The 17,307-nt window shown below is 47.8% G+C and carries 10 protein-coding genes and 1 rRNA gene; 10 read left to right on the plus strand and 1 reads right to left on the minus strand.

The window, feature by feature from the left end; translation table 11 throughout:
• The first annotated feature begins 8 nt into the window (after window positions 1-8).
• From rrf to pssA, 9 genes are all read left to right on the plus strand, one after another.
• Window positions 9-125, plus strand: a 5S ribosomal RNA gene (gene rrf, locus M3661_RS26670).
• 249 nt (window positions 126-374) lie between these two features.
• Complete coding sequence (pulA, locus tag M3661_RS26675) at window positions 375-6,746, plus strand: type I pullulanase (RefSeq protein WP_251490009.1); 6,372 nt, start codon at window positions 375-377, stop codon at window positions 6,744-6,746.
• Window positions 6,747-7,306: 560 nt separating this feature from the next.
• A complete protein-coding gene (locus M3661_RS26680; protein ID WP_021252491.1) occupies window positions 7,307-7,768 on the plus strand; it encodes a CtsR family transcriptional regulator in 462 nt (153 codons plus the stop codon).
• Window positions 7,769-7,818: 50 nt separating this feature from the next.
• Window positions 7,819-8,364, plus strand: coding sequence for a protein-arginine kinase activator protein McsA (gene mcsA / locus M3661_RS26685; RefSeq protein ID WP_065291729.1), 546 nt, complete (start codon window positions 7,819-7,821; stop codon window positions 8,362-8,364).
• Window positions 8,365-8,445: 81 nt separating this feature from the next.
• The gene (mcsB, locus tag M3661_RS26690) at window positions 8,446-9,513 is read left to right on the plus strand and encodes a protein-arginine kinase McsB (RefSeq protein ID WP_072732038.1); all 1,068 of its coding nucleotides are present in this window, start codon (window positions 8,446-8,448) and stop codon (window positions 9,511-9,513) included.
• A gap of 23 nt (window positions 9,514-9,536) precedes the next feature.
• On the plus strand, window positions 9,537-11,984 hold the full coding sequence (gene clpC / locus M3661_RS26695; RefSeq protein WP_021252488.1) for an ATP-dependent protease ATP-binding subunit ClpC: 2,448 nt from the start codon (window positions 9,537-9,539) through the stop codon (window positions 11,982-11,984).
• 233 nt (window positions 11,985-12,217) lie between these two features.
• Window positions 12,218-13,585: a DNA repair protein RadA gene (radA, locus tag M3661_RS26700; protein ID WP_021252487.1), complete on the plus strand. Its 1,368-nt coding sequence runs from the start codon at window positions 12,218-12,220 to the stop codon at window positions 13,583-13,585.
• A gap of 16 nt (window positions 13,586-13,601) precedes the next feature.
• On the plus strand, window positions 13,602-14,675 hold the full coding sequence (gene disA / locus M3661_RS26705; RefSeq protein WP_021252486.1) for a DNA integrity scanning diadenylate cyclase DisA: 1,074 nt from the start codon (window positions 13,602-13,604) through the stop codon (window positions 14,673-14,675).
• Window positions 14,676-14,729: 54 nt separating this feature from the next.
• Window positions 14,730-15,458, plus strand: coding sequence for a CDP-diacylglycerol--serine O-phosphatidyltransferase (pssA, locus tag M3661_RS26710; protein ID WP_065291726.1), 729 nt, complete (start codon window positions 14,730-14,732; stop codon window positions 15,456-15,458).
• Between the two features lie 119 nt (window positions 15,459-15,577).
• Here the strand turns inward: pssA and M3661_RS26715 are convergent, their stop codons facing one another.
• On the minus strand, window positions 15,578-15,973 hold the full coding sequence (locus M3661_RS26715; protein ID WP_072732037.1) for a nucleoside triphosphate pyrophosphohydrolase family protein: 396 nt from the start codon (window positions 15,971-15,973) through the stop codon (window positions 15,578-15,580).
• A 229-nt stretch (window positions 15,974-16,202) separates the two neighbouring features.
• Between M3661_RS26715 and M3661_RS26720 the strand changes: the two genes are divergently transcribed.
• Window positions 16,203-17,288 (plus strand): PIN/TRAM domain-containing protein, encoded by a 1,086-nt coding sequence (locus tag M3661_RS26720; RefSeq protein WP_021252483.1) that lies wholly within the window; start codon window positions 16,203-16,205, stop codon window positions 17,286-17,288.
• The last annotated feature ends 19 nt before the right edge of the window (window positions 17,289-17,307 follow it).

Genomic DNA, 17,307 nt, shown 5'->3' on the forward strand with positions numbered 1-17,307 from the left:
CAATGCTGTTTGGTGGCGATGGCGGAGGGGTTCCACGCGTACCCATCCCGAACACGACCGTTAAGCCCTCCAGCGCCGATGGTACTTGGACCGCAGGGTCCCGGGAGAGTAGGACGTCGCCAAGCAACGAAAGACCACTGTTGAGATATCTCGACGGTGGTCTTTTTGTATATAAGGACTTAGGCTAGGTCTTAAGGATGGTTGACAGGGAATAAACGAACCAGTATGCTTGATTTTGCAAGCGTTTACATTAAGGGTGATTTATCTATGGAGGTATTGCACCACTACATAATTAGGTAAAGACAATCAATCTAGCATCATTATTCTTTGTTATTTATGCAAACGTTTGCATTTATTTGGAGAGGAGTAATGTCATGAGGAAATGGAAGGCTTCGATCTCTGGTATGTTAATTGGTGTCATGCTAATCAGCTTGATGCCAGTATGGGGAGGAGGGATGACTTATGCATTTTCTACATCTACAGTCCAAGACTCCTTAGGCGAGAAGAAGCAGCAACTACAGCCCCAATCAGCAGAAAAGACAACGGCAGAAGATGCATTGAAGGCTGTTGATTGGAATATGGTGAAGCCATTAGGCTCGTCATCGACAGCAGGCTGGAATAGTGCCAAGTTGGATCAGATGAAATTGACAAGCGATGCAAAGTATTTGTATTTCCGTGTCGATGCAGCTCATGCTGAGTCATGGCAGTATCTTGATATCGCTTTGCAGATCAATGATTTTGATTCCGGAGTCGCAACCAATCCTTATCAACGACAATTCAATTATAACCATACACAGCTGAAGCCGAAGTTCCATATCGTGATGGAAGCGAAACAAGGCGGCGAGGTGGCTGTATATGAGAGTGCCTCATCAACGCCTTTGCTTCATACAGGAGATTTGCAAGGGGCTTCCTTCCAAGTTACAGACCAAGCCAAAGTGATGACAGGGGCAATTCCTCTGAACAAGCTTCAATTGAAGCTGAATGACACCGTCAAAGCGATTGTTGTTCTTAGCGGTGATCGCGCGGATGAGCATGGTGTATTCGATGTCATTCCCGAAACGGCAGACAATGAAATTGCGACAGGCTGGAATATGAAACAGAACCCGAACGGCTTATCTACCTATTGCGAGCCATTTACGGTTACTTTTGCTCCAATCATTGATGGGGTTAAAGACAGTCTCTGGGACGATGTGGCGGCACTTGGGACATCTGTAACAGAGAGCACATATGGCGATACGAAACTAGGTGCAATCAAACTGATCAATGATAGTAAGAAGCTGTATATATGGGTAGATGCACAATTGCCGAATTGGGGAGATAAGGGGCAGTATATTGATATTGCCCTCAATGTGAATCAGGTTGATTCAGGCAATGCGGACAACCCATGGAAAGCGAAATATAATTTTAGCGGTACAACAGAGAAGCCGCAGTATCATCTTATGATGCGTTTGAAACAAGACAATGAAATAGAAGGCGCTGCTTTATATGAGGCCTCGGATTACAATACCCCCATTTTATCCACATGGGGAGATCGTAAAGGAGCAGAATTCGCTGTATCCAGACAGTCAGGATTTGAAGCGTCTATACCACTGCATCAGCTCAAGCTAAAAAATCATGACGTTTTGCGTCCAATTGTTGTTCTAAGCGGAAATGAGGACACGCATGGTGCATTCAATGTAATACCAGAAGATCCGGGGAATACACGAGCAAGTAGTTGGAATGAATCATCGAACCCGAATGTACAACGTGTATATGCCGGAAATTACGAGATAAAGGGGATGAGTGACACTCTGGAGCTGATTAGCACAGATCCGGCTAATAAACAGCAGCATGTAGCAGTTAATAAGCCGATTATCGTCACCTTCTCCGAACAAATTGAGATGAATGGGCAAGGCATCACACTTGAGGATAAGCTAGGTGCGGCCCAACCAATAGATGTGACGATAAAGGAGCAGCAGTTGGTCGTTACACCGAGTCAACCGCTGCGCTATGATACAGAGTATAAGGTTGTTATACCAGCGGGAGTGGCAACGGGGAAAGACACGAATACACCGAACACAGCATATGAGTTTTCCTTTACAACGAAGGCTCAGCCTTCTATGCATGCTGCATGGATGGATCAGGATCATGAAGTTCGCGTTACATTGAAGGACATTGTTCCGAACTTGGATTACTCCGCATTTGCCGCATATGAAGGTACAACCAAATTGGAGGGCATATCCTCTCAGGGCGCAGATGAGAAATCTGTGAAGATCCATTTGTCCAATCCGGTTGATGATGTGTCAAAGGCATATACAGTACGCTATGAAGGAAATACACAGAACATGTATCGGGATATGCCGATCAAGATGCGTGGTATTTTGGATAGCTACGTATATGCTGGGGATGACTTAGGTGTTACGTATCATTCGACTTCAAGCAGCTTCAAAGTATGGGCGCCTACGGCTGCACAAGCTTCGTTAGCCTTGTACGATAGAGCGGACATGGCGAATGACGTGCCTAGCAGGGAAGTCTCGATGCGTAAGGATGCAGCTACAGGGGTATGGGCCGCTAACGTGAATGGCAACTTGCATGGAACCTATTACATGTACAAGCTGCAATTCCCGGATGGCAGTATTGCGTATGCACTTGATCCATATGCGAGATCGGCATCGGTGAATAGTGGGAAATCGGCAATTATTGATCTTGCAGCAACCAATCCGAAGAACTGGGACGGAGATCGGAAGCCCCCATTCCTGAATCCAACAGACGCTGTCATATACGAATTGCATGTCCGTGATTTTTCAATTCATGAGAATTCAGGAGTATCCCCAGCAAGTCGAGGCAAGTTTACTGCCTTTACGGAAACGGGAACGACTTTGCCTGGAAAGCCAGATATAAAGACAGGGATCGACCATTTGAAAGAGCTTGGTATCACGCATGTTCACTTGCTTCCGACCTATGACTTCGGTTCGGTAAATGAGAAGCTGGTGGATGATCCAAGTTCGAAAGAACGAAAATTCAATTGGGGCTATGATCCGGTAAACTATAACATGCCTGAGGGTTCCTATACGACCAATGCAGAACAGGAGGACCCAGCGAAGCGAATTCGTGAGTTCAAGGCAATGGTGCAAGCGCTTCATGACCAAGGCATTCGGGTCGTGCTGGATGTCGTGTACAATCATACATTTGTAACCGGCCTGGAATCGGATATGTCGGTATTTGATAAGATTGTACCGGGTTATTTCTATCGGAGCGATGAGCAAGGCAACTTCACTAACGGCTCCGGTGTAGGGAATGAAGTAGCAACAGAGAGACCGATGGTTAGCAAATACGTGCAGGACTCCGTGAAATACTGGGCTGAGGAGTACAATGTAGACGGATTCCGCTTCGACTTGATGAAGCTAGTCGATCTGCAGACAACACGCGCCATCGTGCGTGAGCTGAGAGAGATTGATCCAAGCATCATAATCTATGGCGAGCCGTGGTCGGGAGGCAGCACACCGCTTGCTGCGGAATTGCAGATTGAGAAAGGCAAGCAGCGCGGAGAAGGATTCGCTGTATTCAATGACAATATTCGCGGGGCAATAAAGGGTGGAAGTGACGACGCTTCCAAAGGATTCGCAACAGGAGCCGAAGGCAAAGAAGCGGATGTGGTGAAAGGTCTGCTTGGTGCAATCACAGACTTTACGGCCTCTCCGACAGAGACGATTAACTATGTAACCGCACATGATAACTTGAATTTGTGGGATAAGGTGCTGAAGACGCAGGGGAAAGATATTGATATAAAACGCAATCCGTTCGCAACCTTGACGGAGTCAAATGTAATGGATAACGAGACCGTTAAGCGTTCTTTGCTTGCAAATGGCATTGTTCTTACGGCACAAGGCATTCCGTTCCTTCATGCAGGAGATGAGCTGCTTCGCAGCAAGTTCGGAGATCATAACAGCTATGAGAGCCCAGATGAGATTAATCAGATCGTATGGAAACAGAAGGCGGAGTACAAGCCAGTATTCGATTATTTGAAAGGTCTTATCGAGCTGCGAGCAGCACATCCAGCATTCCGCATGACAACGAAGGATGAGGTGAAATCGAACTTACAAGTGTATCGCCAAGAAGGTCAAGTTATCGCATTCAAGCTGAATAACTATGCAAATGGGGATACGTGGCGCAATATCGCCGTCATTTATAACGGTTCGTCTGCTCCACAAGAAGTTGCACTGCCTACTGCGGAAGAATGGAGTGTGGTTGTTGACCATACGTCAGCTGGTGTGGAGACGATACGTACGGTGAAGGGCGGCAAGGTAGAAGTAGCCGGATTGTCCATGATGGTGTTGTACGATCAGGAGAATGGCTATACACCGATAGCGTCAAAGCTTGAAGTAGCGCCTGCTACGCTTGGGTTAGAGCCAGGCACAAGCACTCGTTTGACAGCAGTGGTGCGTGATCAGAAGGAACGTCCAATGTTTACTGAGAATGTATCATGGTCAACATCCGATGCTGCTGTGGCTGTCATCAACAGTGGAGGCAAAGTAACGGCAGTGAAGGAAGGAGCCGCAGTTCTTACCGCAACCTCGGGCAATTTGAAAGCACAGGTAAATGTGACAGTAGCGAAGCTTGTTCCTACGACGCTGTCCATTAACGGTGCAGATTCAATTTTTGAGGGTCGCACATCACCATTTACAGTTGCTATCAAGGATCAATTCGGACAGACGATGTCTGGTGCAGCTGCGGAGTGGAGTACGTCGGATGCATCAGTGGCTAGAATAGACCGTGCTGGGAAGGTAACAGGCGTGAAGGAAGGAACAGCGGTCATTACAGCTCGGGTTGGAACAGCAGAGGCCTCGAAGAAGGTAGTGGTTAAGCCTTTCCTGAAGCGCTATGTACAAATCAACTATGTTCGTCCAGACGCGAAATACGACAACTGGGGATTATGGGTATGGCAGACAGGTGTAAAAGATGACGGTCATGAGTTCCAGCATTTTGACAAAGGAATGGCGACTGCCATGATTGAAATCGCTCCAGAGTCTGAATCGATTGGGTTTATCGTCAAACGGGGCAACTGGGAAGAGAAAGATATCGATGCCAATCGCTTCATTAAGACGAGTGTGGATGACACGCTAACCAAGGTGTATGTATATAGTGGGCAGGAATCATTTCGGACGCTGCCTTCAGTAGCTGGCCCGGTTCAAGGGAAGAGTCAGGTTGCGTTCTATTATCGGGATGAAGCGTTGTTTGCGAGTGGAGCGCAGGATCGGATCACGCAGGCTGATATTGCGATCAACGGCAAGTCTTACTCGATGACGTACGATGCAGAAAACGAATGGTTCATCTACGTAATGAAGAACGCAGCGAAAGGCGATTATACGTACAAATTCTTCATTACCAAGGATGGAGTAACAAACGAACTGAATGATCCGCACAATACTGTAAACGGGCGCTCGATTGTCGTCGTGAGAGACCCAGGAACAGACCCAGGTACGAAGCCAGAAACGGGCACTGACACAGGAAGCGGCTCTGAAAACGAAAATGGCAGCAATGAACGAAACGGCGGGGCTGCTCAAGGGGGAACAGAAGAGTCATTTAAGGGAATGACCGTCACGAAAGATGGCGTTCGTTATGAGCCAACAACGTTGAATCTTCTGAAGAATGCTGACGGAACGACGACAGTTGAGCTGTTCATTCGAAATGAAGATATGGAAGAGATGTCTCGTTTGACGGGTTCGGCAACAGGAATGAGAACTTGGACAATTGCAGCGCCGTCGGAGTCAGAAGACGTTCGTATTCGAATCCCGATGAAGAAATTGAGTCAGGCAATGAAGGAACATACGCAATTGAACATTGTGGTACGCTCGGGAGCAGGCAGCTATCAACTTCCGATGAAACAGCTAGCAGATCTGAGCAATGGGAATGCATCACAATTGCTGACCGTGCACATGATGAAGCCTTCGGCTGAATTGCTGAAGGTGCTTACATCTGCAACATCCACACAGCCAGGTGCTCATTTGATGGCAGCTGTTCAGTTCCAGTTGCGTTTGGAGCAGGATGGGAAGCAGGAGCCAATTGCTGATCGTGCAGGCATTCTTACAACGGGCTCTATCCGACTGCCGAGCAGCCAAAGTGCTGGGAAGATGACAGCTGTAAAGTATAATGCAAAGACAAAGACATTCTCATTCGTTCCGTCCTGGATGGAGCGCACTGAGGGCGAATCGAATTCGATAATGAACATGAAGCACGATTATAACGGTATCTTCGCAGTACTCAAGTATGGACCGAGCTTCCATGATTTGAATGGCCATTGGGCGAAAGAAAATATGGAGCTGCTAGCTTCTAAGTTCATTATTCAAGGCAGAGGAAATGGACAGTTTGCCCCGAATGATATGGTAACTCGAGCAGAATTCACGTCCATGCTTGTGCGGGCGTTAGGCTATGGCGATGTCCAAGGACAGAAACTGTCCAAGGATGCCTTCATGGATGTGCCAGCATCAGCTTGGTATGCAGATGCACTTGTGACTGCGGTGCAACTGAAGCTTGTTGAGGGGGATGGTGACGGATCATTCCATCCGAATGCATCCATTACTCGAGAGGAATTGGCACAAATGCTTGTCAATGCTGCTCGTCTTGAAGGTCATCATCTGGAACTCTCAACTGGGTTCCTTAATGGCTACCAAGACCGCACGCTGCGTCCTAGCGGCAACGCTACACGAGCAGAAGCGGGAGTTGCATTGACCAGACTTCTCCTTGCTCTACAATATATTGCTGAATAGCACGACCATCACTCCCGTGTCATCCGTAAGGACGGCAGCGGGAGTTTTTATACTGGAACGAACGCAGGCATTCATTAGCTTGTTTCAATATGTTATTCACATGTGCATAATTGGACGAACATTGCGGTAAAATGTACACCATGCATATTTCTCAATGAACAAGCTGTGGAGAAGGGATAAATGAGTCTCCTTATGCACATTTAACCCATCATTTATCCACGAGTGTGGAGAAGTTCCCAGGTATCCACATATAGAGTTTCACGAATAGGGCTTACCATCAACCGTGTAATTGAATATATTGCGTAATTGAGATGGAATGAGCGTGTGCTTTTTAACCAAGAAGAAGGTTATCCACATCATCGTGTAGAATAGCTGATGAAATCGATCTAAAATAGTTGCAAAATCAAACGAGTGCGCTATAATAAAAATAAAGTCAAAGAAAGTCAAAGTCAGATTAATAGTCAAAAAAGTTCAAAATATTGCGCCAAACTAGAATAAGTGAGGCTTATATTTGGTTAAACCTAATATAGAGACTGCTGCAGGCGGAAAGGGGGGAGAAGATGCGCAACATTTCCGACCTAATCGAGCACTACTTGAAGCATATATTACTTGAGAGTTCGGAAGGTGCCGTTGAGATTCAGCGCAATGACTTGGCAGAACAATTCTCTTGTGTTCCATCGCAGATTAACTATGTGATCAGCACACGCTTTACGTTGGAGAAGGGTTATGTTGTTGAGAGCAAACGTGGAGGTGGAGGGTATATTCGCATTCAGCGAATTGACTTGCCAGCCCATCAAGCGATTCATAATCATTTGTGCGAATCCATTGGGGAGCAGATTGAGCAGAGCGCCGCTGAAGGTCTTATCTATCAACTAGAAGAAGCGGAATTCATCTCCCGCCGGGAAGCGAATCTGCTGCGGGCTGCTGTTTCTCGGGACAATATAACAGTAAAGCTTCCCTACCGCGACGAGATACGTGCCCGGCTGCTAAGGTCGATGCTGCTGGCACTGCTTAGCAAGTAGAGATGTAAGTATGTAAGATGGATGCTACCTATAAAGGAGGAGAGACGGTTATGGTGTGTCAACAATGTGGTCAGAAACCGGCTACCCTGCATTTTACGAAAATCATTAATGGACAGAAGACGGAGTTTCACATTTGTGAATCATGTGCCCGGGAAAAAGGCGAATGGATTCCAGGCACGGCGAACGGATTCTCCATCCATAATTTATTGTCGGGATTGCTTGATTTTGATCTGACAGGCAGCAAACAGGGAGCTAAGGAAGATGCGAAGCCACAGCCTATGCGCTGTGAGAAGTGCGGACTGACTTATGCACAGTTCGGTAAGCTCGGCCGCTTTGGCTGTGATGAATGCTACACCTTTTTCGGTGAGCGCTTAGATCCGCTATTGAAGCGGGTACATGGCAATACCGTTCACGTTGGCAAAATTCCGAAGCGTGGGGGAGGCCGAATTCAGCGCAGACGCGAGCTGGAAGAATTGAAGAAGCAGCTGCAGTTCAGTATTTTGCGTGAAGAGTTCGAAGAGGCCGCAACCTTGCGTGACCGTATTCGCGAGTTGGAGAAGCAGCCGCCAAGCGGTTCGGAGAGAAGCAGTTCATAGCAGTTCATAGCACCTAGGATACAAGCGCTATCGAGAGAGTAAGATGACAATAAGCAGTGCGAATTGGAAGGAGATGACGAGATGACAGAGCGACGATTTATTGAAGAAGCCCTAAGCGATTGGATGCGCGGCACGGGTCCAGATTCCGATATCGTCATCAGCAGCCGTATCCGTATAGCACGGAATATTAGCGGACTGCCGTTCCCACTCTTGGCTACGAATCAACAATCGGCCGAGGTGTTGGATCGTTTGTCAGCAGTCATGAAAGACCCGGAATTTGCGCAATTGAATCACTTTCATGAATTAGAGCTGGCAGAGCTTAGCGATACAGAGAAGCAAGTTCTAGTAGAGAAGCATTTGATATCCCCGAGTTTGGCAAATGAGTCCCGCAATGGCGCGGTCATTGTCAGTGAGGATGAGTCGATAAGCATCATGATTAACGAGGAAGATCATCTTCGTATTCAATGCCTATCTCCAGGGCTGCAAATTCGTGAGGCTTGGGAGCAGGCTAACCGCATCGATGATGTGTTTGAATCGCAAATCGACTACGCCTTCGATGAAAAGAGAGGTTTCTTAACGAGCTGCCCGACGAATGTGGGAACAGGAATACGGGCATCGGTGATGATGCATTTGCCAGCATTGGTAATGACACAGCAGATTAACCTCATGCTTCAGGCCGTTACCCAAGTTGGATTGGCGGTTAGAGGCATATACGGAGAAGGAAGCGAAGCGATCGGCAACCTGTTCCAAATATCAAATCAGATTACATTAGGCCAATCCGAATCTGAGATTATTGATAATTTGTACAGTGTTGTGAAGCAATTAATCGAGCATGAGAAGGCAGCTCGTGAACAGCTGCTGACAAGCAATAGCATGCGGCTTACGGATCGCATTTGCCGCTCATATGGAATTTTGAAGCATGCAGTTATTATGGATTCAAAAGAAGCCGCACAGCGGTTGTCCGACATTAGGCTTGGTTCTGACCTTGGCATCCTGCAGCATATTCAATCGTCACAACTGAATGAATTATTGGTCATGACACAGCCAGGCTTCTTACAATATAAATACAACACGACATTATCTCAAGAAGATCGGGATTCATATCGCGCGAAGATGATTCGCGAGACGTTATCCAAATCTAAATCATAATGTAATATGGAGGTGCAACACTTATGATGTTCGGTAGATTCACAGAACGTGCGCAGAAAGTATTGGCTTTGGCACAAGAAGAAGCAGTACGACTCGGGCATAACAATATCGGAACGGAGCATATTCTGCTTGGACTTATTCGCGAAGGGGAAGGCATCGCAGCTAAGGCACTTGTAGCGCTTGGCCTTGGATTGGAGAAGATTCAGGACGAAGTCGAAACCTTGATCGGGCGCGGTCAAGAACAGCCACTCAATATTGCATATACCCCGCGTGCGAAGAAAGTGATTGAGCTGTCCATGGATGAAGCGCGCAAGCTTGGCCACACTTATGTGGGTACAGAGCACATTCTGCTTGGCTTGATCCGGGAAGGAGAAGGCGTAGCAGCACGGGTGTTGAACAACCTTGGCATTAGCTTGAACAAGGCACGCCAACAAGTGCTGCAGCTGCTTGGAAGCAGCGAAGCGGTATCCAGCCATCATGGACAGTCGCAAAATGTAAGCACACCGACACTGGACAGCTTAGCTCGTGATCTGACAGCAGTAGCGAAGGAAGGCAATCTTGATCCGGTTATCGGCCGTTCGAAGGAAATTGAGCGCGTCATTCAAGTGCTTAGCCGCCGTACGAAGAACAACCCCGTACTTATCGGAGAGCCTGGGGTTGGTAAGACGGCCGTAGCAGAAGGTCTGGCACAGAAGATTATTAACAATGAAATTCCAGAGACGCTTCGCGATAAGCGTGTTATGACGCTTGATATGGGTTCGGTTGTAGCCGGAACGAAATACCGGGGTGAATTCGAGGATCGCCTGAAGAAGATCATGGATGAAATCCGCCAAGCAGGCAATGTCATCCTGTTCATCGATGAATTGCATACGCTCATCGGTGCCGGCGGTGCTGAAGGCGCCATTGATGCATCGAACATTTTGAAGCCTGCATTGGCTCGTGGAGAGCTGCAGTGCATTGGGGCGACAACACTTGATGAGTACCGCAAATATATCGAGAAGGATGCAGCGCTCGAACGCCGCTTCCAGCCGATTACGGTTGACCAGCCTACTCCAGAGGAAGCAATCCAGATCTTGACTGGGCTGCGTGATCGTTATGAAGCCCATCACCGTGTGAAAATTACTGATGAGGCAATTGAGCAAGCGGTGAAGCTCTCGGATCGGTATATTACAGACCGCTTCCTGCCGGATAAGGCAATTGACTTGATTGATGAAGCGAGCTCGAAAGTTCGCCTTCATTCGTATACAGTACCACCAAATTTGAAAGAGCTTGAAGCACGTTTGGAAGACATCCGCAAAGAGAAGGACGCATCTGTGCAAAGCCAAGAATTCGAGAAGGCTGCTGCGCTGCGTGATACGGAGCAGAAGATGCGCGAAGAACTGGAGACCGTTCGCAACCAGTGGAAAGAGAAGCAGGGACGCGTGGATTCTGAAGTTACGCCAGAGGATATTGCTCAAGTCGTAGCGAGCTGGACCGGGATTCCGGTATTGAAGCTGAAGGAAGAAGAGACAGAGCGCTTGCTCAAGATGGAAGAGATTCTTCATGAGCGTGTCATCGGCCAAGATGAAGCGGTGAAAGCAGTGAGTCGTGCAATCCGCCGTGCGCGTGCAGGGTTGAAGGATCCGAAGCGTCCGATGGGCTCCTTCATCTTCCTTGGCCCAACTGGGGTAGGTAAGACTGAGCTTGCTCGTGCCTTGGCCGAATCTTTGTTCGGTGATGAGAATGCGGTAATCCGAATTGATATGTCCGAATACATGGAGAAGCATTCGACAGCTCGTCTCGTCGGAGCACCTCCGGGATATGTCGGCTATGAAGAGGGCGGCCAATTGACGGAGAAGGTTCGCCGTAAGCCATACTCAGTCGTCTTGTTGGACGAAATCGAGAAGGCACATCCAGAAGTATTCAACATTTTGCTTCAAGTGTTGGAAGATGGCCGTCTCACCGATTCGAAGGGACGTGTAGTTGACTTCCGTAACACGCTTATTATCCTGACATCCAACGTAGGTGCCGAAGCAATTAAGCGTAATTCTACGCTTGGCTTCACTGCAGTTGATGATGCAGGCAAAGACTACAACAACATGAAGGATAAAGTGATGGGTGAATTGAAGAAGAGCTTCCGCCCAGAATTCTTGAACCGGATTGATGAAATTATCGTGTTCCACTCCTTGGAGCAGAAGCACATCGCTGAAATCGTATCCTTGATGGCTGGTGAGCTTCGCAAGCGTCTGAAGGAACAGGATGTTGATTTCCAATTGACAGACAATGCGAAGAATTTCCTCGCGAAGGAAGGCTTTGATCCAGCGTATGGCGCCCGTCCATTGCGTAGAGCGATTCAGAAGCATATCGAGGATCGCCTGTCAGAGGAATTGTTGAAGGGTAATGTCAGCAAGGGCGATGCCGTCGTCATCGACGAGAAAGATGGCGAGCTGCTCGTCCTGCGCAACAACGAGGTTAACACAGCACATGTATAATGAACTGTAGTATTTAGGAAAGAATCGTACTTTCTCCCTCCCGGAGGAAGGTACGGTTCTTTTTTTCTTCGTTATTTATTGCTCCACATATGCCTGTTTCTGCTTGCGATATGCTAAAGCACTTTATCCTCCTTCTTAAAAATGGTAAACTAATGAGTAATGAGTAACGAGGTACCTGTTTGCGGACATGGCGACCGACGACTTGCAGCATATTGATTAGGAGTGTCGGCTTCATGGCCAAAGTGAAAACGAAATTTTTCTGTACGGAATGTGGATACGAAACACCGAAATGGATGGGGAAATGCCCTGGCTGCGGTGAGTGGAATACGATGGTGGAAGAGCGGGAGACAGTCATTAAGACAGCAGGTGTGCATTCTTCCTTGATTCAAACGAAAGAAAAGCCGCAATCTATCATACACATAGAAAGTGGACGCGAACCTAGACTCACTACGACACTTAGTGAGTTGAACCGCGTACTGGGCGGCGGTGTTGTTCCTGGATCACTTATTCTAGTGGGGGGCGACCCGGGTATCGGGAAGTCAACACTTCTACTGCAGACTTCCAATGCACTGGCTGCCAGCGGCCTCAAGGTGCTGTACGTATCTGGTGAGGAATCGATGCGTCAGACGAAGCTGCGGGCAGATCGTCTTGGTGTCTTGTCGGAGAACTTATTCGTCCTCAGTGAGACGAATCTGCAATATATCGAGGAGGCGCTTGAGGCGGCGCAGCCTGACTTCCTCGTTATCGACTCCATCCAGACCGTCTTTCAACCTTCGGTGGAATCAGCTCCCGGCAGTGTTGCACAAGTACGCGAATGTACAAGCACATTCATGCGCATCGCTAAAGGGAAGGGCATCGCAACTGTCCTTGTTGGACATGTGACGAAGGAAGGTGCGATTGCCGGTCCACGGCTGCTGGAGCATATGGTCGATTGTGTCCTTTATTTCGAAGGAGAGCGGCATCATTCCTATCGCATTTTGCGGGCTGTAAAGAACCGGTTCGGTTCGACCAATGAGATAGGAATCTTCGAGATGACGGAGGGCGGACTTGTCGAGGTGAAGAACCCATCCGAGATGTTCCTGCAGGAGAGACCGCTAGGCGTTGCAGGATCCACGGTTGTAGCCAGCCTTGAGGGAACCCGTCCCGTCCTTGTTGAGATGCAGGCGCTCGTATCGGCGACGAACTTCCCTTCTCCGCGGAGGATGGCGACAGGGATTGATCATCATCGTCTGGCGCTTATTATTGCGGTGCTGGAGAAGCGAATGGGAATGTTCCTGCAGAATCAGGATGCATACGTGAATGTAGCGGGTGGAATTAAGCTTGATGAGCCAGCTGTTGACTTGGCTATGGCGGTTGCAATTGCTTCGAGCTTCCGAGATATGCCGACACAACCATTCGATGTTGTCTTTGGCGAAGTGGGGTTAACCGGTGAAGTGCGTGGGGTATCTCGTGCAGAACAGCGAGTGAAGGAAGCAGAGAAGCTTGGATTCAAGCGCATTATATTACCAGAGAAGAGCTTGCGCGGCTGGAAGCCGCCTGCCAATATTGAGATTATTGGAGTAAATACGGTTGCTGAAGCATTAGCTGTGGCGTTAGGTTAGGGGGCATAGATATAGAATGAAGGAAAGCCAACTGGATATTATGAACGACCTGCTGCGGATGGTCGCACCAGGAACGCCTTTCCGCGACGGGCTTGAGAATGTGCTGCGCGCGAAGACAGGGGCACTTATTGTCGTTGGATACAGTCCAGAAGTAATGGAAGTTGTAGACGGGGGATTCTCCATTAACTGTGACTTCTCACCGAGCTACTTGTACGAACTAGCCAAGATGGACGGCGCCATTATCTTGAGTGAAGACATTAAGCGGATATTATATGCGAACACACAGCTCATTCCGGATTCCTCCATTCCATCTACGGAGACAGGCATCCGGCACCGGACAGCGGAGCGGGTAGCGAAGCAGACGGGGAAGCTGGTAGTCTCCATCTCCCAGCGCCGGAATGTCATTACACTGTACCAAGGCAGTCTGCGTTATGCACTTAAGGAGATTGGCGTTATTCTCACGAAGGCGAACCAAGCGATTCAGACATTGGAAAAATATAAGGTTGTGCTTGTACAAGGCATGACAAATTTAACTGCATCCGAGTTCGAAGAATTGGTTACCTTATACGATGTCGTAAACGTTGTGCAACGTATTGAGATGGTGTTACGTATTAAGATGGAGATCAAGCGTTACATCAACGAACTGGGAACAGAGGGACGTCTTATCAGCATGCAGCTCGAAGAGCTTGTAAGCAACACCGAAGAAGACGCTTGGCTGCTGTTGAAGGATTATGCCCGGGACGGAAGCGATGAGAAGGTACGTGAGATCATAGCCCAACTTAAGAAATGCACGGCAGATGAACTGCTTGATACCCATCATTTAATAAGACTGCTCGGTTACCCGACGACGAGCACGATTCAGGAAGAATCCGTTTCGCCGCGCGGTTACCGCGTTCTTAGCAAGATACCAAGACTTCCTAATGTCATTATTCACAACTTAGTCGAAACCTTCCAATACCTCCCTCATGTCATGATGGCAACGATTGAGGAATTGGATGAAGTAGACGGCATTGGCGAAGTTCGCGCTCGTGCGATTAAGGAAGGGCTTAAGCGGATTCAGGAGCAGGTCTTCATTGACAGGCAAATTTGATTTTCCTACAATGAAAGGACGTACGTTGGGCATAGTAAAATTAGAGGTGAACCTATGATTACAAAGTCCATTCCGAGCTTGTTTACGATCGGTAACTTGTTTCTCGGAATCATTTCCATCATGCTTGCGTTTCACGATGACTACAACTTAGCAGCTCTTATGATTATTATTGCCATGTTGCTCGACGGATTGGATGGGCGTGTAGCAAGAGCATTGAACGCACAGAGTGAATTCGGCAAGGAGCTTGACTCCCTATCCGATGTGATTTCATTCGGTGTAGCGCCAGCCTTTATTATGTATGCCGTCGCTTTTACAGATAGTAACCCGGTGCTGGCTTGCATCGTTACCGCAATCTTCCCGATTTGTGGTGCGCTGCGACTTGCACGCTTCAACGTTAAGGATGGTATTCCGGGGTATTTCATCGGCTTGCCAATCCCAGCGGCTGGCGGTGTGGCATGTACACTTGCCTTGTTCCATGAGAACATCCCAGCGGCTTATCTTATGATAGCGATGATTTTATTATCTTACTTAATGGTTAGTACTGTGAAATATCCGAACTTCAAGAAAGTCGGTATTCCGAAGAAGGCCATCTGGATTACGCCTTTTGTTATTGCAGGGGCAGTAGCGATCGCGGTATGGCAGCCAGAACAGACACCGAAGCTGATTTTTGTGCCGTTGGTACTGTATGCGCTGCTTGGTTTAAAAAAAAACGTTAGAATGCTGAATCGCCGCCGCAAGAAACAGCTTGATGCGGAAGAGTGGTACCAGTCGAAGCATTCTTAAGCGAATAAACCCAAAAGAAAAGCACTTGCAGTCCATAATTGGGCGGCAGGTGCTTTTTGTGTTGTATATGATTTCCGTTCCAATTATCTTGTATCAATTTTCAGTTCTTCTTCATTCCATTAGGACAGGTTGAATATCCCGAGAGTTTGGCACTTGCTCGATTCCTGTTTGACGACATCGTCAAGATCAATATCAAGCAGATTGCACAGGGCAGACATATAGAATAGGTGCTTGCCAAGCTCGCTCTTCACAACATCCTTGCAGTTCTCGCATAAGTGACCTTGAACATGTGATTCAAGAGATTGCTTCGCTTGATCCATATCCATGTCGTCATGGTAGGGCTGCCGCTTCGCATGCAGCTCCAAGCAGCCACATTCTGTTATGGCTTTCGTTACCGCGCGGTTTACCGAGGCGTCAGACTGTCCGTATTTCGAAAGAATGTCCAGCAAGCTTCGGTGTCTTAACAATAAATCGCCAACTTGATCCTGCAAAGATTGCAAACTGGAAGTACTCATTACTCATCCACCTCTATTCATGGAATCGTGGTTCGGCCCGAGCCATACTGCTCAAGGGACTCACGTTATTTCAGCTCTCCCCATTCCGTACTACTCCCCTATTATACGACTAGGATTTCCTACATTTCAACTTCGCCTCGAATTTAAAAATGTAAGAATGGACGATTAGGAGCGAGAGGGTTGGGCCATAATTGTAAAGATATTCAAATTAGATAAGGAGGTGGACTTCGTGTTCAGACGATTATTTTATGCGGTTGCAGGATTGATCGGAGCATGGAGTGGGACAGAGTTCCATCGGTATTGGAATATGCAGACAATGGAGTTTTCGTCATTATCCAACCCTGGAATAACTTCTAACGGACTGTTATGGGCACTTGGCGGGGCATTTTGCTTTATTGTGATGGGTCGTGCACTTTTTACGCCATTGGCACGGTTATGGGGCAGCTTGGAAGAACGCATGGTAAATATGTCAGCAGGGATGCTGGTGATTGGAGCTTCTGGCGCATTGATGGGACTGTCCTTTGGGGGGTTGCTTGTACCGCTATTTGAGCCGTTTGGGACAGTAGGGCGTATGGTATCGGTTTGTATGATTGTCCTGCTGTCAGCAGCAGGGTTGCAAGCAGCACTTATGAAGCAGGATGAGATTGTAAAGTGGGTCTCCGCCTTCCGCATGCCTGAACGAGGTGAAGAGAAGAGCAGAGGAATGGAAGAACATAAGATCTTGGATACAAGCGTCATCATTGATGGTCGCATCGCAGATATATGCAAGACCGGATTCATTGAAGGGACAATCGTCATTCCTGAATTCGTCTTAGAGGAGTTGCAGCATATCGCGGATTCGTCGGACTTGCTCAAGCGGAACCGTGGACGCAGAGGGTTGGACATTCTGAATAAAATTCAAAAAGAACTGGAAGTAAAAGTACTCATTTATGAAGGAGACTTTGACGAAATCTCGGAGGTAGACAGCAAGCTGGTTAAGCTCGCGAAGCTGCTAAAGGGGAAAGTCGTAACGAATGATTTCAACTTGAACAAGGTATGTGAGCTGCAGGGAGTATCAGTGCTCAATATTAACGATCTAGCCAACGCTGTGAAGCCAGTGGTTCTCCCAGGAGAAGAGATTGTTGTTCAAGTCATCAAGGATGGTAAGGAACATGGTCAAGGTGTAGCCTACTTGGATGATGGTACGATGATCGTCGTTGAGGGCGGCAGAGATTATATCGGCATGACGATGGAGGTTCTGGTGACCAGTGTACTTCAGACGTCAGCAGGACGAATGATATTTGCTAAGCCAAAACTGTTGGAAAAAGCCCAATAAACAGGTATGATGGGGATAC

This window comes from Paenibacillus sp. MER 180 (assembly GCF_023713665.1).
Lineage (GTDB): Bacteria > Bacillota > Bacilli > Paenibacillales > Paenibacillaceae > Paenibacillus_B > Paenibacillus_B suaedae.

Excerpts from the sequence above, each read along its gene's own strand:
- pulA (WP_251490009.1), top strand. The coding sequence starts at position 375 with ATGAGGAAATGGAAGGCTTCGATCTCTGGTATGTTAATTGGTGTCATG.
- M3661_RS26680 (WP_021252491.1), top strand. The coding sequence starts at position 7,307 with ATGCGCAACATTTCCGACCTAATCGAGCACTACTTGAAGCATATATTA.
- mcsA (WP_065291729.1), top strand. The coding sequence starts at position 7,819 with ATGGTGTGTCAACAATGTGGTCAGAAACCGGCTACCCTGCATTTTACG.
- mcsB (WP_072732038.1), top strand. The coding sequence starts at position 8,446 with ATGACAGAGCGACGATTTATTGAAGAAGCCCTAAGCGATTGGATGCGC.
- clpC (WP_021252488.1), top strand. The coding sequence starts at position 9,537 with ATGATGTTCGGTAGATTCACAGAACGTGCGCAGAAAGTATTGGCTTTG.
- radA (WP_021252487.1), top strand. The coding sequence starts at position 12,218 with ATGGCCAAAGTGAAAACGAAATTTTTCTGTACGGAATGTGGATACGAA.
- disA (WP_021252486.1), top strand. The coding sequence starts at position 13,602 with ATGAAGGAAAGCCAACTGGATATTATGAACGACCTGCTGCGGATGGTC.
- pssA (WP_065291726.1), top strand. The coding sequence starts at position 14,730 with ATGATTACAAAGTCCATTCCGAGCTTGTTTACGATCGGTAACTTGTTT.
- M3661_RS26715 (WP_072732037.1), bottom strand. The coding sequence starts at position 15,973 with ATGAGTACTTCCAGTTTGCAATCTTTGCAGGATCAAGTTGGCGATTTA.